At 49.5% G+C, this 24,454-nt stretch carries 17 protein-coding genes and 2 pseudogenes; 14 read left to right on the plus strand and 5 right to left on the minus strand.

Annotated features, from left to right (window positions below):
- Window positions 1–178 precede the first annotated feature (178 nt).
- The gene (locus tag KI367_RS24330; protein WP_212952588.1) at window positions 179–2,809 is read right to left on the minus strand and encodes a family 16 glycosylhydrolase; all 2,631 of its coding nucleotides are present in this window, start codon (window positions 2,807–2,809) and stop codon (window positions 179–181) included.
- 266 nt (window positions 2,810–3,075) lie between these two features.
- On the opposite strand from KI367_RS24330, the gene KI367_RS24335 reads away from it, so the two are divergent.
- The 5 genes and pseudogenes from KI367_RS24335 to KI367_RS27535 form a co-directional block, all read left to right on the plus strand.
- Complete coding sequence (locus KI367_RS24335) at window positions 3,076–3,723, plus strand: uracil-DNA glycosylase (protein ID WP_246537262.1); 648 nt, start codon at window positions 3,076–3,078, stop codon at window positions 3,721–3,723.
- A gap of 268 nt (window positions 3,724–3,991) precedes the next feature.
- Window positions 3,992–5,636 (plus strand): annotated as a pseudogene (helD, locus tag KI367_RS24340) (RNA polymerase recycling motor HelD).
- Window positions 5,637–6,016: 380 nt separating this feature from the next.
- Complete coding sequence (locus tag KI367_RS24345) at window positions 6,017–6,202, plus strand: hypothetical protein (protein ID WP_212952590.1); 186 nt, start codon at window positions 6,017–6,019, stop codon at window positions 6,200–6,202.
- 282 nt (window positions 6,203–6,484) lie between these two features.
- Window positions 6,485–7,765, plus strand: a complete 1,281-nt coding sequence (locus KI367_RS24350; RefSeq protein ID WP_036714438.1) for an ArsB/NhaD family transporter — start codon at window positions 6,485–6,487, stop codon at window positions 7,763–7,765.
- Window positions 7,766–7,836: 71 nt separating this feature from the next.
- Window positions 7,837–7,992, plus strand: a pseudogene (locus KI367_RS27535) (group II intron reverse transcriptase/maturase); the annotation flags it as partial.
- Between the two features lie 70 nt (window positions 7,993–8,062).
- Here the strand turns inward: KI367_RS27535 and KI367_RS24355 are convergent.
- Window positions 8,063–8,767 carry a hypothetical protein gene (locus tag KI367_RS24355; RefSeq protein ID WP_212952593.1) on the minus strand — a complete coding sequence of 235 codons (705 nt, stop codon included), beginning with the start codon at window positions 8,765–8,767 and terminating at the stop codon, window positions 8,063–8,065.
- Between the two features lie 313 nt (window positions 8,768–9,080).
- Between KI367_RS24355 and KI367_RS24360 the strand changes: the two genes are divergently transcribed.
- The 3 genes from KI367_RS24360 (at window position 9,081) to KI367_RS24370 (ending at window position 14,668) form a co-directional block, all read left to right on the plus strand.
- Window positions 9,081–10,580 (plus strand): malate:quinone oxidoreductase, encoded by a 1,500-nt coding sequence (locus KI367_RS24360; RefSeq protein WP_036714430.1) that lies wholly within the window; start codon window positions 9,081–9,083, stop codon window positions 10,578–10,580.
- Window positions 10,581–10,768: 188 nt separating this feature from the next.
- Window positions 10,769–12,232 (plus strand): protein adenylyltransferase SelO, encoded by a 1,464-nt coding sequence (locus tag KI367_RS24365; RefSeq protein WP_212952595.1) that lies wholly within the window; start codon window positions 10,769–10,771, stop codon window positions 12,230–12,232.
- A 333-nt stretch (window positions 12,233–12,565) separates the two neighbouring features.
- Window positions 12,566–14,668 carry a TerD family protein gene (locus tag KI367_RS24370; RefSeq protein ID WP_212952596.1) on the plus strand — a complete coding sequence of 701 codons (2,103 nt, stop codon included), beginning with the start codon at window positions 12,566–12,568 and terminating at the stop codon, window positions 14,666–14,668.
- Between the two features lie 73 nt (window positions 14,669–14,741).
- Here the strand turns inward: KI367_RS24370 and KI367_RS24375 are convergent, their stop codons facing one another.
- On the minus strand, window positions 14,742–15,302 hold the full coding sequence (locus KI367_RS24375; protein ID WP_212952598.1) for a PadR family transcriptional regulator: 561 nt from the start codon (window positions 15,300–15,302) through the stop codon (window positions 14,742–14,744).
- A gap of 176 nt (window positions 15,303–15,478) precedes the next feature.
- Here KI367_RS24375 and padC point away from each other — a divergent pair, with 176 nt between their 5' ends.
- Window positions 15,479–15,973 (plus strand): phenolic acid decarboxylase, encoded by a 495-nt coding sequence (gene padC / locus KI367_RS24380; RefSeq protein WP_212952621.1) that lies wholly within the window; start codon window positions 15,479–15,481, stop codon window positions 15,971–15,973.
- A 193-nt stretch (window positions 15,974–16,166) separates the two neighbouring features.
- Here the strand turns inward: padC and KI367_RS24385 are convergent, their stop codons facing one another.
- Window positions 16,167–16,844 (minus strand): YdeI/OmpD-associated family protein, encoded by a 678-nt coding sequence (locus KI367_RS24385; protein ID WP_212952600.1) that lies wholly within the window; start codon window positions 16,842–16,844, stop codon window positions 16,167–16,169.
- A 187-nt stretch (window positions 16,845–17,031) separates the two neighbouring features.
- Between KI367_RS24385 and KI367_RS24390 the strand changes: the two genes are divergently transcribed.
- The gene (locus tag KI367_RS24390) at window positions 17,032–18,108 is read left to right on the plus strand and encodes a bifunctional transcriptional activator/DNA repair enzyme AdaA (RefSeq protein WP_212952602.1); all 1,077 of its coding nucleotides are present in this window, start codon (window positions 17,032–17,034) and stop codon (window positions 18,106–18,108) included.
- A 607-nt stretch (window positions 18,109–18,715) separates the two neighbouring features.
- Here KI367_RS24390 and KI367_RS24395 read toward each other — a convergent pair.
- Window positions 18,716–20,017 (minus strand): IS1380 family transposase, encoded by a 1,302-nt coding sequence (locus KI367_RS24395; protein ID WP_024982794.1) that lies wholly within the window; start codon window positions 20,015–20,017, stop codon window positions 18,716–18,718.
- Between the two features lie 145 nt (window positions 20,018–20,162).
- On the opposite strand from KI367_RS24395, the gene KI367_RS24400 reads away from it, so the two are divergent.
- The 4 genes from KI367_RS24400 to KI367_RS24415 all read left to right on the plus strand — a co-directional run bounded on the left by KI367_RS24400 (window position 20,163) and on the right by KI367_RS24415 (window position 24,440).
- Window positions 20,163–21,473, plus strand: a complete 1,311-nt coding sequence (locus KI367_RS24400) for a DNA methyltransferase (protein ID WP_212952603.1) — start codon at window positions 20,163–20,165, stop codon at window positions 21,471–21,473.
- A 2-nt stretch (window positions 21,474–21,475) separates the two neighbouring features.
- The gene (locus KI367_RS24405) at window positions 21,476–22,585 is read left to right on the plus strand and encodes a DUF262 domain-containing protein (protein WP_212952605.1); all 1,110 of its coding nucleotides are present in this window, start codon (window positions 21,476–21,478) and stop codon (window positions 22,583–22,585) included.
- Window positions 22,576–23,265, plus strand: a complete 690-nt coding sequence (locus tag KI367_RS24410; protein WP_212952607.1) for an MAE_28990/MAE_18760 family HEPN-like nuclease — start codon at window positions 22,576–22,578, stop codon at window positions 23,263–23,265. The genes KI367_RS24405 and KI367_RS24410 overlap by 10 nt, the downstream gene beginning before the upstream one ends.
- Window positions 23,266–23,453: 188 nt before the next feature.
- Window positions 23,454–24,440: an SseB family protein gene (locus KI367_RS24415; RefSeq protein WP_212952609.1), complete on the plus strand. Its 987-nt coding sequence runs from the start codon at window positions 23,454–23,456 to the stop codon at window positions 24,438–24,440.
- Window positions 24,441–24,454: the final 14 nt, after the last annotated feature.

Here is a 24,454-nt window from a genome sequence, read left to right on the forward strand (position 1 = left end):
TGAAAGAGACAAATTACACTGAGCCTGAACAATTTATTGTCAGGCTAGCGTCTTTAGGCGCAGTTTGGCAACAGGGGGTTATACCCCAAGTGCAAACCACCCGTTGGACGGGTGGTTATGATTCTTTGAATGCCTGGCACGTAACGGGTTTATCTAAAGCCATATGATGCGCTCGGAATTACTCCGGCGTTCCTTGAGTTACCCCGTGAACATACGTCTGCCATGAGGTGTCCAGCGCCCCTTGCCCCGGATTATAAGTAAAGAAGTATTCGACCTTATCCCCTTGCTTCAGGTTGCGGACGGAATAGGTGTAGTTGCCGTTCCCCGCCGGGGTCATGGCAACGTTCAACTGCACGCCGTTGTTGACCTTATAGTGCAAGTCGGCAAAGGTGGCGCCGTTAACATAGAACAGCAGGTCATCGCCGATCTTCTTCAGCCCCTTCACCCCATCGCCGATGACGATGACGGCGGAAGGAGGCGGCACAACGGTGATGGTGGCGCTGGCGGTTTTATTGCCGTCGGCGGTTGTCGCCGTGACGGTTGCCGTACCCGGAGCGAGCCCGGTCACGAGACCGCTCGGACTTACGGATGCGGTACTGCCGCCCGCAACCGACCAGGTGACCTGCTTATTCGTTGCATTGGACGGCGCTACATTGGCGTTCAATTGGACGCTTTGCCCGACTTCCACCTGCGCCGTGCTCGGATTCACCGTTACGCCGGTAACGGGTACGTTTCCTGGATTTTGCCCGCCCTGGCCTGCTTGGTACACCCGTACATAGTCCACCTGCATCGTGGCAGGGATATCCGACGGATCCGGGGTCCGGCCCCCGTCGAAGGCCCCGCCGATCGCCAGGTTCATAATGAGGTAGAACGGCTGGTCGAAAGGAGCGTTCGGATTGTTCGGCGCCGCTGCGGAATCCCATTGATCCCGGGTCGCTTTAAAGAAGAACTTGCCGTCCACGTACCATTTGATGTTGTCCTCTTCCCAGACGACCGAATAGACATGGTAGTCATTGGCGAAGGTTTGCCCTGCAGGGAAGCGGTATTCGCCGGAAAGATGCCGGTTCGCCGGCCATTGCCCGCCGAAGTGGATGGCTCCGCTCGTCGCGCCGGGCAGGCGCCCTCTAGCTTCCATGACGTCGATTTCCCCGGAGGCCGCCCATGTCCCGTAGACATTATCCTGCGGAAGCATCCAGAGTGCCGGCCAGATGCCGTTGCCGGTGGGCAGCTTGGCGCGGAAGTCGACTCTGCCGTACTTGAAGGAAAAATGATCCTTGGTATTGATTTTGCCGGAGGAGTATTGCGCATACCGGTTGGGATCCTGCGGGAACGATTTTGGCTCGTTCAAGGCTCTGATATTCAGTTTTCCGTCCTGCACGAAAACATTTTGCGCACTATCGGTATAGTGCTGCAGCTCCGAATTGCCCCAACCCCAGGTATTGGGATCGTCATTGAGATAATACCCTGTTTCGTAGTTCCACTTGCCGCGATCCAGCGCCGTTCCGTTAAACTCATCCTGCCAGATGAGGTTCATGCCTTCGATGGCCGGGTCGCTTGGCGTTCCGATCGGGATATCCTCCTGTCCGGTCACATCCGGGCGGGGAGCATCCGGATTGCCGATCAAAGTATAGTTGACGAAGTTGTTGCCCACGTTTCCACCTGCCTGACCATTTAATGGATAGCCGATGCGGATCTGCATATTCTCTTGGATCGGCTGAAACCACAGGCCGTAAATATGGTCTGCCCAATATCCCCACTGATTGGCTGAGGACATGTTGTTATAGCCGTTCGCCGAATATGCGAATCCGCTCCGGCTCGAATCAGCCAGATCCACCCACTGTCCGTTGATGTTGATCTCGTAAACGAAATTGCCAAGCTCCTTGGCGATCGGGGCGCTTCCGTCAATCTTGGGCAGCGGGATGCCGATGGCGCCGTTCGCGTCCGCTGTAAAGGTCGTTCCTTCATAAGGCGTAAGGAGATAAGCGTTTCTTGCAGGTTCATTAAAGGTGATGGTGTACACGAGGTTGGCCGAAGAGGTTTTGGATTGCAGTTTGACGTTGATCGACTCCGTGACGTTAAACCAGTATCCGCCGCCGCCTTCGGTGAATTGGCCGAAGTTTTGGTCATAGATCCAGCCGCTGGCCGCATTGTTGTCGATGTCGGTCCATTCGCCGCCGTTTACCGGCTTCACGTACACCTTCAAATCATCCGCTACCGCTTCATAGGTAACGGCCGGATCGTTGTTGAATATCGGATAGGTAAAACCGGCACCGCCCGTAAAACCCGCCGTAATTTGCGGCCCTTGCGTCGGGGTCATCGCCGTGATGGTGGTTTTGTTGATGTTTTGAAACACAAGCCTGTAATCCAGCGTCACCCCGTTTGCTTTGGAATAGAGCTGAATCTCCGTTGTTGCGGAGAGGGTGAACCAATAGCCGGTAAAGCCGCCGTCGTTCCAGTGACCCCAATTCTGGTTATAGACAAAGCTGCCGACGCTGTCGATATCGACCCAGCTGCCGTTGACTTTGACCTTGACGCCCAAATCCTGGGCCACGTCATTCCAAGTGGCGGCGCCTCCGTTAAAAATCGGCATCACAAAACCATAGCTGGCCTGGCCGACCCCCGATTTCGTGATGACAGGCCCGTCTGCCGCCGAGAAGTATGCCATCGATGAAATGGTAGTTCCGGCCGTTCCGGCAGCTTGAGCCTGCGGAGTTGGCCATAGTCCGGCCCCGGTCAGCAGGAGGACTGCCAAAAACAAGCTCCATGCCTTTCTCCTGAACAGCCTTTTCGCAGCATAGGATCGCTTCATAAATACCCCCCTTGAACATAATGGATTCCCGGCTAACGAGCTAATCGGAAAACGCTTACAACCGGGAGTGACTTCATTCTATCGAAAACCGTCCTTCGATGAACAGGTACCGTTTTTTGGGTTTGGGGTCTGATTTTTCGGGTTTAACCGATTGTAGAGGGGAAGGTAAGGTTTTAGTCATGTCTTCCCGCGAAAATGAACTGATAGCCTGTTGGCATAACCGGGCATAATGGAATCATGACATATAAGAGGAGGGAAGGTACTGCATGACGGCGGAATCGAATCGTCCCTGCATCATTCTGCCCGAAGAGCAAGCGCCCGAAGGTATGCAGCATTGCGAACGTTGCGAGCTGTTCAAACAGCGGACCCGCATCATCTGGGGGGAGGGCAATCCGCAGGCTTCGCTCATGATGATCCTGGATAATCCGGGGGCGCGGGAGGACCGGGAAGGCAATCCGTTTTTGTGCGGTACCCGGGAAACCCTTCAACTCGGCATGAGGGAAGCGGGCATGGATATCCACTCGGTTTACGTGACCTATTTGCTGAAACGCCGGCCGGTCCGTGCTTACGATAAGCCTGCCACCCGAGCGGCGTGCCTTCCGCATCTGCAGTCGCAGCTTGTTCAGAAGCAGCCGCTCGTCCTATTCGGTTTTGGAAACGTCGTGGCCGAAGGATTATTTCCGCAGAAGGAAAATGCCACCGTCAAAGAGCTGCGGGGGAGCTGGCATGAGTTTGGGGGGATCCCGATCGGCTTCACCTACCATCCACTGGCAGTAAGAAGAAGGCCCAATTTGCTAAAGTTCTTTGTCGAGGATTTGAAAGCATTGCGGGAGAAGTGGGAGGAAAGGGCTGCCGCTTCATGCCCTGAGTCGAACATTCAACATCGCGGCCCTACGCCCCGCGTCGGCGAGTAGTATACGGCAAAAACCCAAAAACCCGGCAGATTCTGCCGGGTTTATCTTATGATGAAATAAAGTTGCACACAAAGAAACACTATGATATGATGAAAGAACTGTCAATATTCTTTACAAACATCATAGTAATCCCATCTTATTTACAATTTAATCTTACCACAGGACATGGCAGTCTGTCAAACCTTCTTTTTCTTCAAAATCGAGTGAAGGAGTGTGCTGGAAGTTGATCAACGCAGAGGATTGGAAGCAAGAGCAAGAGCGGCTGGACATGGTTACGGAAAAACTGCAGGCAAGAATCGCCGAACTGGAGCCGGAGGTGGCCGGTCTGCATGGTCAGGTGACGGACATCCGCAAACAATTTTGGGAGGAAGTTACCGTCAACACGAGCACGGACGAGGATTTCGAAGAAACCTTCTACAGCATCCGGCAGCAAGAGGCGATATTGTCCGAGCGAGAGCGAAGCCACCGGCAGCGCGTACAGCAATGGAAAAACATGAAGCGGCTGCTGTCATCCCCTTACTTTGGACGGATCGATTTCCAAGAAGACGGCCTGGGCTTTACCGAGAAGGTCTATATCGGCGTCGCGTCTTTCGTCGATTCGGACGGCATGGAGTTTCTGGTTTACGATTGGCGCACTCCGATCGCCAGCATGTATTACGATTATTCCCCGGGGGAAGCCGGTTATGACACGCCGGGCGGATACGTGTCCGGCAAAATGAAGCTGAAACGGCAGTATCAGATCCGCGAGGGGCAACTGCACAACGTGTTCGACACAAGCTTGACGAATTGCTGCAGCAGGTGCTCGGAAAAGGCGCGGACAACCAGATGAAAAGCATCGTCGCAACGATCCAAAAAGAGCAAAACGCCATTATCCGCGAGGATAAAAGCCGGATGCTTATCGTGCAAGGGGCGGCCGGCAGCGGGAAAACCTCGGCGGCGCTGCAGCGGGTCGCGTACTTGCTGTATAAACACCGGGAGCGGCTGAAGGCCGACCAAATCGTGTTGTTTTCGCCGAATCCGATGTTTAACAGCTACGTCTCGACCGTTCTTCCCGAGCTTGGCGAAGAAAACATGCAGCAAACGACCTTCCAGGAATATTTGGATTACTGGCTTGGCAGGACGTTCCGGTTGGAGGATCCGTTCGATCAGATCGAATACGTGCTGACGGAGCCGTCCGCACGAATACGGAAGTCCGGCATGTCTTCGTCGACGAGGGCCAGGATTATTCGATGTTTCAATATGAGTTCCTCAAAAGATTGTTCCCCCGCGCCCGCATGACGGTTCTCGGCGACTTCGGCCAGGCGATCTTTGCTCAAGCGACGGAGCTGTACGGCGGAGATTCGCCGCTTGCCCGGCTATACGGAGCGCCGGAAACGCGCTTGTTCCGCCTGATTCGCAGCTACCGGTCTACCCGGGAGATCGTGGAATTCTCGAAGTCGCTGCTGCCGAACGCCCAAGAGATCGTGCCGTTTGAACGCAGCGGCAGAAAGCCGCTTCTCTCTAAGGCGGAGAGCAAGGAAAAGCGGGCGGAGCAAATTGCCGGGCAGCTTGACGCGCTGCGGGCGGAAGGTTTTGCTTCCATCGGCGTCATCACGAAAACGGCGGCCGAAAGCGAGGAAGCTTATAACCTCTTGACGCAGCAGGGCTCCGAAGGGATCAAACTCATTACGAAAAACACGCCTACCTTTGAGAAGGGGACTTTGATTCTTCCCGTCTACCTCGCCAAGGGCGTTGAATTCGACGCCGTGCTCATTTATGACGCCTCTTCGGAAACCTATCATAGGGAAAGCGAACGCAAGCTTTTTTATACGGCGTGTACGCGTGCCATGCATCGGCTTTTGCTGTTCGCAACGGGAGAATGGACCCCGTTTATCCGGGGGATGGATTCATCGTTGTATGAGGTGAAGCCATAAGTTACATCAACACCCAAGTTGTTTGGGGGTGAACAAAAAAACAACCTTTGCTGCCCTGCACGGCCGGCAAAGGTTGTTTTTGTGCGGCAAGATCTACTCCAGATACGATTTGGCAAGGTTGAGTTGATCCGATTTTTAATTTTGGTAGGGAGCGAGTATCAAAGCTTCCAGGTTTGTTTCCTGGTATTGCTCATGGCCTAGAAACAACGAAGCATAATAGACACTTGTACAAATCCACATTTTAAAGTTGGTAACCTGCCGGGAGGTAATCCGGAACTTTAAAATCAAATCCGGCAAATTTCCGGGCCCGATCGAGACTGTGAAACCACTTAAACAAGTCGTCATTCAGTCGGTTTATCTTTAACAGGGAGGGCTCGATTTTGGAGACTGTTCTGGAACCTGTGCCCTGGCCGGTGCTTTCCTTGCTGTCCGTCCCTTGGGTCAGCCATGCGGCGCTCAACGCCAACATCAGGAGGATCGCAAGGGCAAATAACGAATATGAGGCTTTTTTGTACTTAGAAATGATGATAGTCCTCCTTTTTCTTTTTACTTCCTTTGATACATAACGCCCAAAAACGCATTGAAGTTACAGATAAATCCTTTTTGCCTCATTCACCGGGTGGGCATGCAAGCCACGGGTTTCCAGTCCGGGTTCGAGTCATGCATCGGATACCTTTACACCTATTGAAGGGATTGTTATAATAGTTATGATCAACTTCATACGGATTATCGGAGGAGCCTGCCATCGGTAGGCTCCTTTTTGCCTTTTTTTGGCCTGCCGAAAGTCTCTTCATGATGATCCAGTCCTTGGGGAATATTGAAGAAAACAACGCTTTCGGGAGGGGTTTATGGAAAACCAGGCAATCTTGGCGATCGGCATTTTTCTCGTCATTTACGGATTTATCATTGCGGAGAAGATCCACCGTACCATCGTCGCGATGATTGGCGGAACGTTAATGGTCGTTTTGGGCATCGTTGACCAAGAAACGGCCCTGCATCACATTGACTTCAATACGCTGGGTCTGCTCGTCGGCATGATGATGATCGTGGGGGTGACGGCTGAAACGGGGCTGTTTAAGTACATTGCCGTCGTTGCCGCCAAAAAGGCGAAAGGGGAGCCTGTCCGGATTTTGATCGCATTGGCGCTGATTACGGCGGTGGGATCGGCTTTTTTGGATAACGTGACGACCGTTCTGCTTATGGTGCCGGTGACGTTCAGCATTACCAAACAGCTGCGCGTCAATCCCGTACCTTTTCTCATAACGCAAATCATTGCCTCAAATGCAGGGGGCACCGCCACCTTGATTGGCGATCCTCCGAACATTATGATCGGGAGCGCCGTGAAAGAATTGTCCTTTATGGATTTCATCGTTAATCTGGCGCCGATTGCTGCCCTTGTCATGGCCGTGTATATCCCGATTTTTATATTCCTGTTCCGCAAAAAAATTCAGACGACAAACGAATTGAAACAAACCATCATGGAGATGGACGAAAGCGAGCTGATCACCGATCGCGTGCTTTTGCGGAAGTGCCTGATCGTTTTGGGATTGACGATCCTTGGTTTCTTTACCCATCAGCTGCTGCATCTGGAATCGGCGACCGTCGCATTGGCGGGGGCTTTCCTCCTGCTGCTGCTTACCGGAGAACACATGATGGAAGAGGCATTCGCCAAGGTAGAATGGACGACGATCTTTTTCTTCGTCGGTTTGTTCGTGCTGGTGTCCGGCCTTATTGAAACGGGCGTGATTGCCAAATTGGCCGAGCAAGCCATCGAACTGACCGGCGGGGACTTGGTAACGACGTCCATGCTGATTTTATGGCTGAGCGCGATCGCATCGGCTTTTCTGGACAACATCCCGTTCGTAGCCACGATGATTCCGATGATCCAGGAAATGGGCCATATGGGCGTCAGCAATTTGGAGCCGCTTTGGTGGAGCCTTGCGCTCGGAGCATGTTTGGGGGGCAACGGATCGCTTATTGGCGCCAGCGCCAACCTCATTGTGGCCGGGATGTCGGGGAAAGAAGGCCATCCGATCCGGTTCGTGCAATTTTTGAAGTACGGCTTTCCTTTAATGCTGCTTTCGATCGTTTTATCAAGCATCTACGTTTACCTTCGTTACTTGGTGTAGTTGCAAATCGGATATCTCTTCGAAAAAGGGAGCGCCCCTAGGGCTCTCCCTTTTCTCTGTACGCCCAGCTCGCCCTGGACGTGCCAGAATGGGCCGCTTTTATGATGGCCAACTCCCGCAAAGGAGCTTGGGAAATGTCCCGAAACATAAATAACGCCCTTCCGACAACCTATTGGGAAGCGAAAGGGCTGAAAAGTTTGCTTTCTCGTTACTTGGAACTTCGTTAACCTTTTGGAACCGCCGTATGCGGACCCGCATGTACGGTGGTGTGAGAGGACGGGGGTTTGCCGCCCCCTTCTACTCGATTATGGTCTTTTGTTCGATAATCCGCTTGCTAAGGGCGTGAATCAAAATTTGTTGCTTAGGCTCGTCCGGATCCGCGCTTCGCAAATTCACCGCATAAATCAGAGGCGTACCCGGGATCGAAGGGTGATAATACATCTCAACAGAAAACCCTCCCAACTTGGCTTTGTCCATATTGGAGGCTGCCAAGGCGAGTTCGACGGCTTTTGTTTCGGAAAACGAGGGGTGCATGGGGCGGTTCAGCGTCCTTTTCTTCAGATCGCGATAGATTCTGCCCTCGACGCGCAGAACGACGCCCCGTTCGTTCATTTGAACAACCAGCCCGTCGTTCCAGACCGGCGTTTTGTAGAGAAGGTGTTGCAGCCTGACTTGGATCGTATCGTCGGAAAGCCGGTTGACTTCGGTCGCCTTCATGTCGGTTCTTGCGTTGCTCAAGCCGTAGACGGCCTTGTTTTGATTCAAAAACTCATAGGCGATCCACTGGGGCGAATGTTTCGACGGTTTTGACAGGTTTCCCGCAAGCAGGGAGGGAGTGTTGGCTTTTGGATCCCAATGGACCGTGAGCGTATCGCCGCTTTCTTTTTTTAGTCTGTGCAGCGCTCTTTTTGCGTCTTTGGGCACCTCTTCGGAAGCCGCCAAAGCGATGGCGGGCGATGAAAAAACGAGCGTCCCCATCAACAACAGCAAGAAAAGCCTCATGGATTCAACTCCTTTGTATACCAATAGGCGTTATGGATATTTTTGGCTTAAAACCAGGCTATTATTCACCGAAGCACCGGATTATAGCTTTGGTTTTTTGTGTTTTCCCAAGGTTTTGTGCCTCGTTTCACGCTTCTTCCGTGTAATCGGGTTGTAAATGGCATATAACAATCATTTAATAGTCTATAAAATAGTGATATACTAGGAGCAGGTAATCATTCATCCAGAAAAGGTGTTGACCAGGTCGCACTCTGACTTGCCGTGAGAGCGCCTACATCTTTTCTCCAAATATTAGCGTATAAGGGCGGTAAACATGAGCAACAGACAAACCGAAACAGACGTTATTTTAATTGGTGCCGGAATCATGAGTGCGACTTTGGGAACATTGCTGAAGGAATTAGTGCCGTACTGGGACATTAAGGTGTTCGAGAAGCTGGCCAGCCCGGGAGAAGAAAGCTCCAACGAATGGAATAATGCGGGAACGGGGCACGCCGCGCTGTGCGAGCTGAACTACACGACCGAAAAACCGGACGGATCTATAGATATTAGCAAAGCCATAAAAGTAAACGAGCAGTTTCAAGTCTCCATGCAGTTCTGGTCCTATCTGGTGAACAGCAAGCTGATCCGCAACCCGCAAGATTTTATCATGCCGTTGCCTCATATGAGTCTGGTGCAAGGGGAGCAAAACGTAGCGTTTTTGAAAAAGCGCTTTGAAGCCATGTCCAAAAATCCGTTGTTCCAGGGCATGCAATACTCGGATAATCCGAAAAAATTGATGGAATGGATTCCGCTGATCATGAAGGAACGGGCATCGAACGAACCGATGGCGGCGACCAAAATGGACTCCGGAACGGACGTGAACTTTGGCGCTTTAACGCGCATGCTGTTCGACCATTTGAAAAGGAAAGACGTGGAAATCCGTTACAAACATCACGTTGACGATATTAAACGCGCCGGAGACGGCAAATGGGAACTGAAAGTGCGGAACGACCGCGGCGAAGTCGAACGCTATAAGGCCAAATTCGTTTTTATCGGCGGCGGGGGAGGAAGCCTTCCTTTGCTTCAAAAATCGGGCATTCCGGAAGGAAAACATATCGGCGGCTTCCCGATCAGCGGCCTGTTCATGGTGTGCAACAATCCGGAGGTCGTCGCGCAGCACCATGCCAAAGTGTACGGCAAAGCCAAGGTCGGCGCGCCTCCGATGTCGGTGCCGCATCTGGACACGAGATTCATCGATCATAAAAAATCGCTTCTTTTCGGACCGTTTGCAGGGTTTTCGCCGAAGTTCCTGAAGACGGGTTCCATGTTCGATTTGATCGGCTCGGTCAAACCGGACAACATCTTAACGATGCTCGCGGCAGGCGCCAAAAACCTGTCGTTGACCAAATACCTGATCCAGCAAGTGTTGTTGTCGAAAGAAAAACGGATGGAAGAGCTGCGGGAGTTCATCCCGAACGCCAAAAGCGAAGACTGGGACCTGCTGGTGGCGGGCCAACGCGTGCAGGTCATCAAAGATACGGTCGATGGCGGCAAAGGCACGCTTCAGTTCGGTACGGAGGTAGTCAGCGCCGCCGATGGATCGATCGCCGCATTGCTTGGCGCTTCTCCGGGTGCGTCTACCGCCGTTTCCGTCATGCTTGAGGTCATCGAAAAATGCTTCCCGGACCAGCTCAAAGCATGGCAGCCGAAAATCAAGGAAATGATCCCTTCCTACGGATTGTCGCTGGTGGATAACCCTGAACTGATCCGCGAAATTCATGAATCGACCACGCGGGCGCTGGGCCTGAACAGCGAACTGCAAACCATCGTGTAGCCGATATATAGATGATTCAAACGGGCCTTCGTCCAAAGCCTCACGGGACGGGGGCCGTTTTGTTTGGCCGGTCTGCCGCTTGCTCGAAGCACGGTTTTGCCGAAAACGGTATAATAAAGAGCAGAAGTGGACATTTAAAAAGCGATGGGACAATAGGATCATACATGCCTCAAACATAAGGAGAGTTTATGGAAAATCATAAAAAAGCAGGATGGAACTTCGACAATAGCTATGCCCGGCTGCCGGAAACCTTTTTTTCGCGGATCGAGCCGACTCCGGTGCGTGCGCCGCAGCTGGCCATTCTGAATCGCCCGTTGGCGGAGTCCCTCGGGCTCGACGTTCAGGCGCTGCAAAGCGAAGGCGGCGCAGCGGTATTAGCCGGGAATCAAGTACCGGAAGGGGCCGCGCCTATTGCGCAAGCTTACGCAGGGCATCAATTCGGACATTTTAACATGCTGGGGGACGGGAGAGCCGTGCTGCTTGGGGAACAGATTTCCCCCAATGGCAAGAGGGTGGACATCCAGCTGAAGGGTTCGGGCAGAACGCCATACTCGCGGGGAGGCGACGGGCGTGCAGCGCTTGGACCGATGCTGCGCGAATACATCATCAGCGAAGCCATGCACGCGCTGGGCATTCCGACCACCCGCAGCCTGGCCGTCGCCGCGACGGGGCAGCCCACCATCCGCGAAAGCGAATTGCCCGGTGCGGTTCTAACGCGCGTCGCTTCCAGCCATATCCGCGTCGGAACTTTTCAGTACGCGGCGCATTTCGCTACGATCGAGGATCTGCGCAGCCTTGCCGACTATACCATCAGCCGCCACTATCCGGACATCGAAGCGGGAGGGGACCGGTACCTTGCGCTGCTTGAGGAAGTCATCAAACGCCAGGCTTCGCTGATCGCCAAATGGCAGCTTGTCGGCTTTATCCACGGCGTCATGAATACCGACAATATGGCCATTAGCGGCGAAACGATCGATTACGGCCCTTGCGCCTTCATGGATGCCTATGATCCGGCGACGGTGTTCAGCTCCATCGATACGCAAGGCCGGTACGCCTACGGCAATCAGCCGCCGATCGCCGGCTGGAATCTGGCGCGATTCGCCGAAACGCTGCTGCCGCTTTTACACGATGATCCGGAGCAGGCCGTCAAGCTGGCCCAGGACAAAATATCCGGTTTTAAGGATGTGTACGAAGGGTACTGGCTTCAGGGCATGAGAGCCAAGCTCGGGCTGTTGAACGAAGAAGAAGAGGATAAGGAACTGATCGGCGACCTTCTGGATCTCATGGAACAGCATCATGCCGATTATACGAACACCTTCCGCGCGTTAACTTTGGATACCCTGAAGGGTATGGATCTGTTTCAATCTTCCGAGTTTGGGGCGTGGCATAAGCGTTGGAAAGCGCGGCTCGGCAGACAGCAGGAGGGGGAAGTTTCCTCGAAGGAGCTGATGCGAGGCAGCAACCCGGCCGTCATTCCAAGGAATCACCGGGTGGAGGAGGCGCTGGAAGCCGCAACGGAGGATGAAGACTTCAGCGTAATGGAACAGCTTCTTGAGGTGTTGTCGAACCCGTATGCGTATTCTGCGGAACAGGATGAATACTGTATCGTGCCTAATACGATCACGCCTTACCGGACGTATTGCGGCACGTGATCAAGCGGCCTTTTTCCCTGCATTTTGGGGAGGAAGGCCGTTTTGTTTTGCTTGCAGCCCTTTTACATATCTTTTCCATGTCGTAATACTTCCGCCCTGTTTGCCCTCCGAGGAATATGCGATGATGGATGCATCAAAGGTTCGAGGCCATGGGGCTTTGAAGCTTTGATCCTCAGGCTATTGCGGTCCTTCCTTCTCTTTCAAATTGGCGAATTAGGGCCGCGGCTTTCCTGAAGGATTTCCGGCATGAAAGGAGGCATCCAGGCTATTGTATTCCTTCCTTCTTTTTGACTTAAACCACATTAGGGATACGGCTTTCCTGGAGTCTTGATTATGATAAACACCATTTATTTGAGAAGAGCAAGCAAAGTGATCGTAAACCGGAGGCAAAATCCGGAGCCGGTGTCCAAAACGCATTTGGCGACGGCCTTGAAAAATATCGCGCAGCTTGGATTTACGTTTTCGCCTCCGCTGATGCACGCCGTACGTACGATGTCCCAAGAGGAGTTTGCCTCGTTTTACGACGGTCTGGTGGCCGACCTCAAAGTGATGGTAGGCGCTCATGTCCCATACACCCCGATGTATCCCGACTTCCCGGTGCAGGTCATGGAGGAAACGGACGCCGAGCTGTACTTGAATGCCGTCTATCATTACCTGACGCTGAACCTGCCGGAGGGCGAACCTGCGGACAGACCGCCTTTGCCGGATGAGGCCGCCCTGAAAGTCATCGACCTGGGAAGCAAAGCGGAGTTTAACGCGACGATTCGCCGGCTGATCCAAGCCAAGGGTTCGATTTCGGAGACGGATCAAAAAGATATCGATGCCGCGATCGAATATGCGGAGCCGCATGAATTGGATGACCTCCTTCCTGACGAGATTCCGTTTAAAGAAAATGCAGGATTCGTGGCGGCTTCCCTCATAAAGCATGACAAGGCCAACCTGCATCTCATCGGGAAATACTTCAAAACCGCGACCGATGTCCTTCGCCTGGCTGCGGCTTGGTCGGACGGCGACGTGAGCCTGGCGCAGGCGACGCGTTTCCGTAAATTCAAACGCCGCGAGAGACGGCTGCTGCTGGGGCTGCTGGAACAATGCGGCGGCCAGATTGCGGAGGATATGCTTCGGTATAAGGAGCGCTGGGTTCGCCTCGGCGAAATTTTGCATCCGTCGGAATACGGGGCCCGTTTCAAGCGCTGCGGGGAAGCTTTTGATATTTTGCGGAACGACAAGCCATTAACGACCTGGGGGGGAAGCGTCGAGCTTGCCTTTCAATATCGCAACGTCTGGACGTTGATCGATCTGTTGACGCGGCGTCCGGGCGAATTGGCCAGAAGATTGGATCATTTGCTGCGGTCGACCGAATACACCGATTATGTTGCGCTGGCGTTCGGCGAGGTTGCGGATCAGGTATCGACGCCCGTGCTGCTGCAGGTGAAAAAACATTTTGCCTGCCGCCATGAGCCTCGCGGGCTTCGCGTCTTTTTCCCGAAAGGCAACGCGGCCAAGGCCTATGCCATTCCAGACGAGCGCCCGGAGATTGACGCAGCGGTGTGCGAGGAAATCATGGCCTTATGCGAAAAGGCGCTGCTCAAGCGCTTCGCGGAGCTGCCTCCGCTGGGGAAAACCTACGTCGATGAGCGTTTGCGGCGCTACAACGTCCCATTCTCCCAAAGATCGGCAAGCAAAGCTTTGCGTACGATCGTTCGGGGGAGCCGCCTGCCGATGGGCGAGGGGGACACCGTTCGTTTTTTCACCTGGTGGAAAGAAGGAATGGTCGACGGCAAGCCGACGGGCCGCGTAGATATTGACCTGTCTGCGGTGATGTATGATCGCGACTGGAACTATGTGGAGCATATATCGTATACGAACCTGCGCTCCTCCAAATACCGGGCCGTGCACAGCGGGGATATCGTGTCCGCCCCTCAGGGGGCGTGCGAGTTCATCGATCTCCATATCCCTTCGGTTGTTGACTATGGCGGACGGTATGTCGTGGCTTCCCTCCATTCCTATACGAGCCAACCGTATTGCGATTTGCCGGAGTGCTTCGCGGGGTGGATGATGCGCAAGAAACCGGGTTCCGGGGAGATTTTCGAACCGAAGACGGTTGCCAATAAAATCGATATTACCGCCGATACCCAAATTGCGATCCCCGTCATCTTAGATTTGGTGGAGCGCACGGTGATCTGGACCGATTTGTCCCTGACAAGATATCCGCATTACGTCAACAACGTCGAGGGGAACCAAAAAGGAATGGTCTTGATGGGCAAAGCGATGACTAAGCTCCGAAAACCCGATCTGTACGATTTGTTCATGCTTCATGCCAAAGCAAGAGGGGAGCTCGTGGACACCCCGGAACAGGCTGAGGCTGTGTTTTCGGTGGAACATGGGGTCACGCCGTACGATATCGAGCTTATCATGGCCGAGTATATGGCGTGAGTCTTTCATGGATCAAAATTAGGGCAGCCTTGCACTGCTTTTTTTATTGTGGGCATGGGTTGACTTGATTGTTTCAGTACTCTCGTTTTTTGATGATCTCCAGGCTTTGTTCCAGCCATTTCACATAGCTTTCTTCCCTGGAAATAGCTTTGGTCAGAACGAAATAATGACCCAGCTGATCCGCATCGATTTCTAGGGGATGCTGCTCTCCGAAAATTTGTTGATATTGCTCCCGCAAGTAAGCTAATTTGGCGGACCTTATATTAAATTGATTGCGAAACAAAGCCTCCACCTTATCTTTAGGAATATGCTTGATGAAATACAATTTCAATATAAAAACATCTTTTTCGGTTTCGATCGTTTCGTCGGGCACCACCAGCCATTGTTCCAGTTCCTTTTTTCCCTCCGAAGTCAGCCGATGCATTTTTCTCTCCAGCTTTTCCCCGGACATCTCTATATATTGACTGATTAAATTTTCGCTTAATAGCTTCTTTAACTCGATATAAATCTGGCTGTGCTTGGCACTCCAGAATTGTCCGATTTCCTCTTTGAACTCTCCCGTAATGTCGTAGCCGCTCATATCTTTTTTGCTTAACAGCCCCAGGATCGCATGTTTTAAAATTCGTTTTCCCATAAATGATCACTCCGATTTTGCGCAACTTCATTTGACAATAGTATATCACAGGCATACAATAAATATGTAAACATTAACATGTTCAATATTACATGTTGTATGTTTCATGATGATCTCGGATGCACTTCTGTTTATATGGGTGCACCATGTTGAAGGAGGACTTATGGATGAAAAGCTTGGAGGATTTTTTGGGAAGCCACATGATTTACACGTACGAAAACGGATGGGAGTACGAAATATATATTAAAAACGAAGACACGATCGATTACCGGATTCATAGCGGAATGGTCGGCGGCCGCTGGGTTCGCGATCAAAAGGTGAATATCGTAAAACTCGTGGACGGCGTATATAAGGTTTCCTGGACGGAACCTACAGGCACGGATGTATCGCTGAATTTCATGCCGAATGATAAAAGAATGCACGGGGTCATCTTCTTCCCGAAATGGGTGCACGAACACCCCGAAATTACGGTCCGTTATCAGAACGATTTCATCGATTTGATGGAAGAATCCCGCGAAAAATACGAGACGTATCCCAAGTACGTGGTGCCCGAGTTTGCGGATATTACTTATATTGGAAATCCGGGGACGAATAATGAGAAAGTCGTTTCACAAGCTCCTTATGAGGGAATGACGGATGACATCCGTTCCGGAAAATTGAAGTTCGACTAAACCGCAAAAGCAATGGAAGCTCCATTTAGCCGTTTAAGAATGGGCCAATAATTGAGAAACATAAAAACACCTTCGAGAGCCGGCCATGTCCAAACGATGTGGGGAACAATCTTGAAGGTGTTTTTGTCGTTAAAATGCCCACAAGAAAGAACCCCCATCCCAAGCGGATGGAGGATTCTTGTGTTGGCGCGGGTTACGGATGGTCCTTGCGGTAAAGATCGCGGCTTTTGTAACCTGCCTGCAGAATCATTTTCATTTCTTCCCGGCGTTTGGCTTGGGTTGCCTCTTGTTTGGCACTGTACACATACCGCGCCCAATCTTTGCGGTAGCCGGCGGTCAGCGTTTGGTAAAACGCGAGCAGCTCCGGCGTATCTTCCAAATCCTTTTCCACGCGGGGAATCATCGCAATGTAATCGTCCACGCGCTGACTCGGCTGGGGAGAGGTTCGTTCCTTCGCTTTGCCCTTGGCGTCCCGCTTGAAGCCGACAACCGTAAAAACTTCGTCCAGCCCGACCATGCGCGCAAATTTGATGCCGCTGTCCCCGATATATCCTTCTTCGTCGCTGCCTAAGCCCGGAAACAAATCATCGCGGTGAATATACGTGGGATACGTCTTATTTCCTTTTTTGGGGTAAGCCGCAAAGAGATAGCCGTTGGGTTGAAGAAGGTTCTGCTCAATAATCCGATAAACCAGTTCCTTCAGCGATTCCAGATTCAGCACAAAAGCAAAAATGAGGTCGTAAGGGCCGTCCTTCAGCACGGTGTCGTAGCCTGTCAGGTCCGGAAAATAATCCGTTCCATCAGGCTGATTCAATATCGCCGCATGCTTGTACTTTTGCAAGCCAAGCTTTTCTACGATGGATTTGGACATTGGGTTCATCTCCTGCCTGTTCTCGAATGTTTCTATTATAGCCTGTCTGAAGGGCCGGCATAAACCTTGGGCTTGCAACCGCGGGGCAAAAAAATAAATGCCTGATTTTCGGCGGACAGTCCGAACAGGGGAGGTTATAATAAAAAAACCATTCAGGAAATCTTGGACGGATCGGGGGAAACAAAAATTGATTACAGCCGAACATAAACGGGAGTATTACCAGGCGTTGGTCGAGAAAAAATCGGAATATGAAGGCCTGTTTTACGTGGGGGTCAAAACTACCGGCGTATTTTGCCGCCCGACTTGCCCGGCGAGGAAACCGAAGTTCGAGAACTGCGAATTTTACGAGACGGCCAAAGAAGCGCTGCTTGCTTCCTTTCGCCCCTGCAAACGATGCCGTCCCCTTTCCCATCCGAACCAGGTCTCGGAAGTCGTGCGGCTGCTGGTGGAGGCCATTGAAAAAAGCCCCGAGAAGCGTTGGAGGGAGCGGGATTTTCAATCGTTGTCGATCGATGCTTCGACGGCGCGCCGCCAATTCAAAAAACGGTTCGGAATGACGTTCGTCGAATACGCGCGGGCACGGCGCATGGGACTGGCCATAAAACAAATCAGGGAGGGTGAACACGTGATCGATGCGCAACTTTCGGCGGGATACGAGTCCGGCAGCGGTTTTCGGGAGGCATTTTCACGCATGGTGGGTTCGGCACCGAGCCAGTTGGGGAACGGGAAAGTCCTGAAAGCGGCCTGGCTTGACACGCGGCTGGGGCCGATGATCGCCATTGCGGACGACGAAGGGCTGTATCTATTGGAGTTCGTGGACCGGAGGGGACTCGAGCGGGAGATGGAGCGGCTGAGACAACGGACGAAATGCGCGATCATCCCGGGTACCGCGGAACCGATCCAAAGGATCGAACAGGAGCTGAGCCAATATTTCGACGGGGAATTCAAAGGGTTCAAGACGCCCGTTCATTATCTTGGAACGCCTTTTCAAACCTCGGTATGGGATGAATTGCGGAAAATCCCGCCCGGCGAAACCAGGTCTTACGCGGAATTGGCCGTCTCCGTCGGCAAGCCGTCGGCTTTTCGCGCGGTCGCCCAGGCGAACGGGATGAACCAGCTGGCGATCATCGTGCCGTGTCATCGCGTGATCAACAGCAACGGGGGCCGCGGAGGTTATGGAGGCGGCCTGACACGCAAGCAGTGGCTGATTAACCACGAAAAGCAAATTCATCGACAAGGAAGACATTATAAAAAACAAGACTAGCATGACAATCCTATTTTGCAGCTGTCTTGGATCCCTATATTGGTTTGTTTTAATTGTTTTTATTTTAATTCGAGTAAACTCTCAAATAATTTCAAGGGAAATCTGAACGTTGGTCATAAATTTCTTCCGATTTTCAAAATATCGAATATTACCTTACAATATATTATGGGGAATTGGTATACTACTATTTGTTATCTAGTCGAAATTGTACTTAACAAAGATGGTGGAAAAAAGTAATAAATGCACTTCAGGGAAATTGGTGCATTAACATTCAAAATTCTAAAGGTCTTTCATTAGCCAGATGCGATATAATATCTTATCCGGCTTTTTATGTTAAATTTTTTGAAAAAGCAAGCGTCCAGGACATAACCTTATAGCTTTTGTATTAAATAAGGACTAATTACCAAGAAGAAGCATTGGATAATAATTAATCCTGAATTTCGAAAGCGCATAAGAATGCGGTGGCGATCATCCAGGAGCGGATCAACAACTGTGAATAAGTGGGAGTGGGACCAGCGAAATTTTGAAACCAATATCCACATGGGGATAACTCCCCCCTCCCCAGAAAAGGGGCATTGTTGTTTTCCATGTGAAATGTTGGAAGCCGTCACTCCAATTGAACCACTTTGGCTTCGATTCGTTTCCATGCATGACGACCGTCGAAATCCTTGATCAGCTTGAGCACGACCGCGCGACTATGCCGAACAAGCGTCGCCGCGCAATGAAAGAACTCCAGTCGGAATCTTGCAATCGTATAACCCTGATGCATCGGTTCGCAACAATCGCGCTTAAAGCGTTCGAACAAATTGTAGGCCAGCAACTTGATCAGCAGATCGACTTCATTCGCTTCAAAATCACTGGTCGCGATCCGGTCCATGGAAAAACCGTCTTTCGCCTCTTTGATGTAATTTTCCATGCAGCAACGCTGGTTGTAAAAGCGCCATAGGTCAATTGGTTCCCACTCCAGGTTGGTTACAATCGCTTCATACTGCCAGTCCTCGTCGAATACGATGCGGCCTTGACCGTCTTCGCAGACTTGCGTCTTACGAATGACCGCTACGCGACGGGGCTTTTTCCAGGACGTAGCTTTGTAAATCAAAGTGATGCCCTCGATGATCCAGTCCTCGTCGACATAGCGCGTCCAGTAGCGACAAGCCGCCACGTCGCTTGCGAGGCGTTTGGTCCATTTCATTTTGCCGACGTAACCGATCTTGCGGCCTTCCCACAGTTGGTAGAAATCCTCGCCGCCAAAGCCTTTGTCGAACCGGGCGTACGCCACTTGGCGCTCGCCGAGCAGTGCGAAGGTTTGCTGCAAAAAGTCGATTGCGTCGGTTGAAGAATGCGTGTTGCCGGGGCGAAGCCTCGCATTCAGATTCAAGTGGGTTTGTCCTTCAAAAGCCAGCAACGGATGGTAGCTGTTTCGTCCGGGCTTATGCGGATTGGTGCCTTTGGCCGCGCCGGCCTGCTCCCCGTATACCGTCTCCACCGAGGAGTCCAGATCAAGGATTGGCTTGGACGGCAAGCAGAGATGAATGATTTCCATATTCAGCTTGCGCAGTTCCGTCGGGAGCTGCGGGCAGGATCTGCCCAGACGCGCGAGCTCCTTGTACAGCAAACTGTGATGCGGCAGACGGCCTCCCAGAAAACGACAAAGCAACACATCGTGCTGTAACTTGCGGAAATGAAAAATACGCCCGCAGCCCAGCATCCAGCCAACCATTAGATAGAGCAGGATGCGATGAACAGGAAAAATGGCGTTGTGCGCTTTGCCGCCGGAAAGGCGCTGCATGGCCTCGGCGAGCTTGATTTTTTCGAGATAGGCCAAAAAGATTTTGACGCCGCCGAAACTCGTGGCGTTCTGCAGCGAAAATTCGCTCTTGATTTTGCTGACCGGTGTGGTAGACTTCACCTAAAAGGTGCTCCTCTCTTTGGGTGATGTTGTCCTGGACAAACACCATTCTACCAAAGATTTGGAGCACTTTTTATGTTTTTAATGCGCAGTACTTTCGAAATTCAGGTTAATTTATACTGTTTATAAAGGATGGGAGCTAGTTTTGGATTACCCACATAAAAATCTGGTTAGTTTTCGAAGCCCCAAACGAAAGTCTGCTTCGAAGAATACCCATAATTGGTATAGTTATTATGCAGGTTATTCTGCAGAATTCGTAGAGGATGTACTTAATTATTTACAATTACCATTGGGAGCGTCTATTTTAGACCCCTGGAATGGTAGCGGAACAACGACACACATTGTTGAAAAAGAGGGGTACAATGCAATAGGGTTTGATATTAACCCAGTAATGCCCATTATTGCCAACTCCCGAAGAGTTGATAATTTCGAGAACATTGAAATACACGCGGAAAAAATTACGAAACAAGCTAAACGCTACAGATCCAAGTTTATTCCTTCTGGAGACCCTCTATTAGTATGGTTGTGTGATAAAAATGTTATCACGATACGCAAAATAGAGCGGGCGATACAACAAAGTCTCCTACAACAAAGTCAATATTCATACGCAAAGAGTGCTGATTTACTAAAAAAGGTACTCGCTCAGCCTCTACTTGCATTTTTCTATGTTGCTCTTTTTCAAACGGTAAAGGAACTACTAAGAACTTTTAAAACTTCTAACCCAACATGGATTAAACAACCAGAAGATGATAATCAAAAAGTAAGGGTTGATGATGTTAGGATATTTGAATATTTCGGGAAATATGTTGATTTAATGATTGAATCGTCGAAAGCATTTGAAAATACGCATACGAAGAGCAGTGTTCTTCTAGATATTGCATCTTCACAAAATATCCCATTAAGTGAATCGTGTATCGATGCTGTTATTACTTCCCCTCCATATTGTACAAGAATAGATTACGTTATAGCTACAAGACTAGAATTAGCTGTTTTAGGGATAGGTAATGGTAAGGAGTTTGAAGAACTAAGAACTCGAATGATAGGTACAACTAAGATTACTAGGGAGGTCAGTGGAAATACCGTAATTTGGGGGAATACTGCAAACGAGTTTTTGAATAGAGTGAAAAACCACCCTTCAAAAGCTTCTCAGTCGTATTATTTAAAGCATTACATCCAGTATTTTCATAATATGTTCTTGTCATTAGTTGAAATAAATAGAGTCTTAAAGAAAAAGGGAAGGGTGATAATAGTCATTCAAGACTCGTATTACAAAGATGTTCATTTGGATTTAGCTCAAGTTATTGTCGAAATGGGCGAAACATTAGGATGGAAGTTAATTCATCAAGAATCTTATTACCAATCTCAGACGTTAGCTGGTATAAATAAATCAAAATTAAAATATCGAAAAAATTCGAGTGCCACAGAAGAAGCACTTATTTTTAGAAAGGAAGATTAAAAATGGATGGTTTGGATCTAATAAAAGCCGTTGAAAGAAAAATTGAAAAGATAAGAACACGCAGCCTAGATTTATCATTCAATGAACTTCTTGATATGTATGAGAATGAAGAGCTAATAATATCTCCAGAATATCAAAGATTATTTAGATGGACTGAAGGTGGCCAATCTAGATTCATTGAATCTCTTATATTGGAAATGCCCGTCCCCCCAATTTTTGTTATAGAACTTGAAGAGGGTGTTTACGAATTAATAGACGGGTTGCAAAGAATTTCGTCGTATTTGCACTTCAGGGGGAAACTCCCTGGTCGTTCAAGTTCACTTGTACTAACAGATTGTGATATAGTTCCCGAATTAAATAATTTAACTTTCGATAGTTTACCCAAAGCCCTAGAAATTAAATTAAAGCGTAATTTTATTCGAGTTGAAATCCTAAGAAAAGAAAGTGATAAAAGATTACGTTATTATATGTTTAAGAGATTGAACACCGGTGGTGAGAAATTAAGCGCTCAGGAAATACGGAATAGCACAATTCGTTTGTTAGATGATAAATTTAATAACCTGATCATCGATTTAAGTCAAAATCCAGACTTCAGAAATTGTATTGATAATTTATCTGATGAAAAAATAGAGCAAAAGTACGATCAAGAACTTGTATTACGATTTTTTGCTTTTAAAAACTATCGTGATTATTATGTACATGATGTAAGCGATTTTTTGACTGAGTATATGGAGAATGTGTCAGATCCCGATAAACAAGACTTTAAATTTGACTATGAAGAAGAAGAAAAGAACTTCCAAAAAACTTTTGCTATTTTAAATAATGCATTGGGAGAACAAACTTTTTCAGGAACAAATACTAAAGGTAACTTTGTTTCAAGATTTCTAATTTATCATTTTGAGGCATTTTGTATAGGAATCCAACCCTTTTTAGATAGAATAGATGAGAATAACAGTGACCAAATGTCTCAAATAGCAGAATTATTTATTGAAATAAAAAATGATCCAGAATTTAAAAGAATTACAACTGGCGGAGGTAAAAACTATGCCAAACCGCTAAATGACAGAATATCTTTTGTGGAAGAAAAGTTGAGGGGAATAGAATGGATCTAGCGGATATAATTGCTCAAATTGAGGAGGAGCTAACTTGGAGAACTGAAGAGTTAAGGTTTTTAACAAATCAACTTTCAAATATGACAGATGAACAAGATAAAAAAAAATATCGTAAATCACTAGTTGTAATGCTGTATTCTTACTATGAAGGTTTTTGTAAAGCAGCCTTTCAGATTTATGTGAATACAATTAACAAGTCCAACTTAACTAGAGATTCAGTAAATGAATATATCACAACTGCTTCACTTAATGAGGTCTTTCTTACTTACCACAATGAATCTAAGAAGTCGCCCTATTTTAATAAGGAGCTACCAGACGATTCAAAATTGCATCGATTTTCTCGCCAAGTTGATTTCATAAAAGCAATGAATAATATATGGGAAGGAATAGTAGAAATACCAGAGAGTATTGTCGATACGGAATCTAATTTAAAACCTGTAGTTTTAAGGAAGATATTGTACAGATTAGGATTTAACCATGAAGGATTTAAAGAATATGAGGGGCAGATTAATCTTTTGTTAGAAAGAAGAAATAACGTTGCCCATGGTGTGCAAAAGGAGGGAATTGACAAAGAGAAATATGAAGTAATTGAAAAAGCAGCTTTAAATATAATGAACCAACTAAAAAAATTAGTTATAGATGCACTAATATATAAAAGTTATTTAAAACAATCATGTTAACTCTTTGATGTTATAAATGCGGCCTGACGCGCAAGCAGTGGCTGATTAACCACGAAAAGCAAGGAAATGTAAACGGCTAGACCCCATGCGGCAAGCATCCTTGACAATGCAGGCGAGTATTTCGCCTGTTTTTGTTTGGAATATAAAGCTATAATGAGGCAAACAGGTTGGAAGGGGCGGCCGTGCCAATGAACGAGGAAAGAAAAAATGAAGTCGGGGTAAGGTTTTTGTTGAACGGACGGGTATCGCTGGAAGAATGCAGGGAACTGGAGATACAGGAATTGATTTTCTTGATTCATTCCGCCAAGCATTTCAGGCAGCAGCAGACGTTGACCAGACAGGATGCCGATGAGAAAATACAAGCATTTTCCGCCGTGTTGAAAGACAAGATCAAAGAGGCGGGAGCGCTATATCTCGCTTACGACAAGCATACGAACTACCCGTACGTCGATATCGATGACAGGGTATGGATGTTCTCGCAAGAGGAATATGCCGCAAGCGCGGAGGATTATTTCCGGCAGCAGCTTCTGATGCTTGAGATGAAAAAAATCGGCCGGGAGGGAATCCTTGGGGCCTTTGCCGAGCTTCATACCCTTGGCCTCCCCAAAATCCTTTTGGACAACGGACAATACCATATCGAAATCGACAGGGACGATTTATTGCCGCCGCCGGACTGGACCGGCATTCCGGAAATCAATATTCCGGTCACCAATCCCCGCCTGCAGCATGCGCTGATCCGGTTTTTCCAAACCTTGCATGCGCGGCAGGGCGGCGAGGGGAATAAACAGCTGCTTCAGGCGCTGGAGGGGCAAATGCTGGATGAAGTCCTGCAGGCCAAATATTTGCTGCCGATGCAGCTGATTGAAAAAGAGCCGGCGCCTTCCGATGAACAAGGCATCAAAACGATCCGGGAAGGGACGGAGATCCGGTTTGGCGTGTTGGGCGCGGAAAACGATACGACGTGGCTCCCGGCATTTACGGATTGGCCCGAATTCGAGAAGGTTTACGATAAAACAGTGTGGAGCAGCAATGTCGCCGGTTTCGACGACCTGTTGGCCTTGTCCGAAAACATGAACGGCATCGTCGTGAATTGCGCCGGGATTCCGCTGCGGATCGACGAGAACAACAAGAAAGTGATCGAAGCTTACCTTAAAGAACGAAACGAAATGCAATAAGGCGTTTGATGAAT

The organism is Paenibacillus cookii, from assembly GCF_018333375.1.
In the GTDB taxonomy this organism is placed as follows: Bacteria; Bacillota; Bacilli; order Paenibacillales; family Paenibacillaceae; genus Paenibacillus_AQ; species Paenibacillus_AQ cookii.

What these genes read in the sequence shown, in the direction of transcription:
- KI367_RS24330 (WP_212952588.1), bottom strand. Translation starts at nt 2,809, where the DNA reads ATGAAGCGATCCTATGCTGCGAAAAGGCTGTTCAGGAGAAAGGCATGG.
- KI367_RS24335 (WP_246537262.1), top strand. Translation starts at nt 3,076, where the DNA reads ATGACGGCGGAATCGAATCGTCCCTGCATCATTCTGCCCGAAGAGCAA.
- KI367_RS24350 (WP_036714438.1), top strand. Translation starts at nt 6,485, where the DNA reads ATGGAAAACCAGGCAATCTTGGCGATCGGCATTTTTCTCGTCATTTAC.
- KI367_RS24355 (WP_212952593.1), bottom strand. Translation starts at nt 8,767, where the DNA reads ATGAGGCTTTTCTTGCTGTTGTTGATGGGGACGCTCGTTTTTTCATCG.
- KI367_RS24360 (WP_036714430.1), top strand. Translation starts at nt 9,081, where the DNA reads ATGAGCAACAGACAAACCGAAACAGACGTTATTTTAATTGGTGCCGGA.
- KI367_RS24365 (WP_212952595.1), top strand. Translation starts at nt 10,769, where the DNA reads ATGGAAAATCATAAAAAAGCAGGATGGAACTTCGACAATAGCTATGCC.
- KI367_RS24370 (WP_212952596.1), top strand. Translation starts at nt 12,566, where the DNA reads ATGATAAACACCATTTATTTGAGAAGAGCAAGCAAAGTGATCGTAAAC.
- KI367_RS24375 (WP_212952598.1), bottom strand. Translation starts at nt 15,302, where the DNA reads ATGGGAAAACGAATTTTAAAACATGCGATCCTGGGGCTGTTAAGCAAA.
- KI367_RS24385 (WP_212952600.1), bottom strand. Translation starts at nt 16,844, where the DNA reads ATGTCCAAATCCATCGTAGAAAAGCTTGGCTTGCAAAAGTACAAGCAT.
- KI367_RS24405 (WP_212952605.1), top strand. Translation starts at nt 21,476, where the DNA reads ATGGATGGTTTGGATCTAATAAAAGCCGTTGAAAGAAAAATTGAAAAG.
- KI367_RS24410 (WP_212952607.1), top strand. Translation starts at nt 22,576, where the DNA reads ATGGATCTAGCGGATATAATTGCTCAAATTGAGGAGGAGCTAACTTGG.
- KI367_RS24415 (WP_212952609.1), top strand. Translation starts at nt 23,454, where the DNA reads ATGAACGAGGAAAGAAAAAATGAAGTCGGGGTAAGGTTTTTGTTGAAC.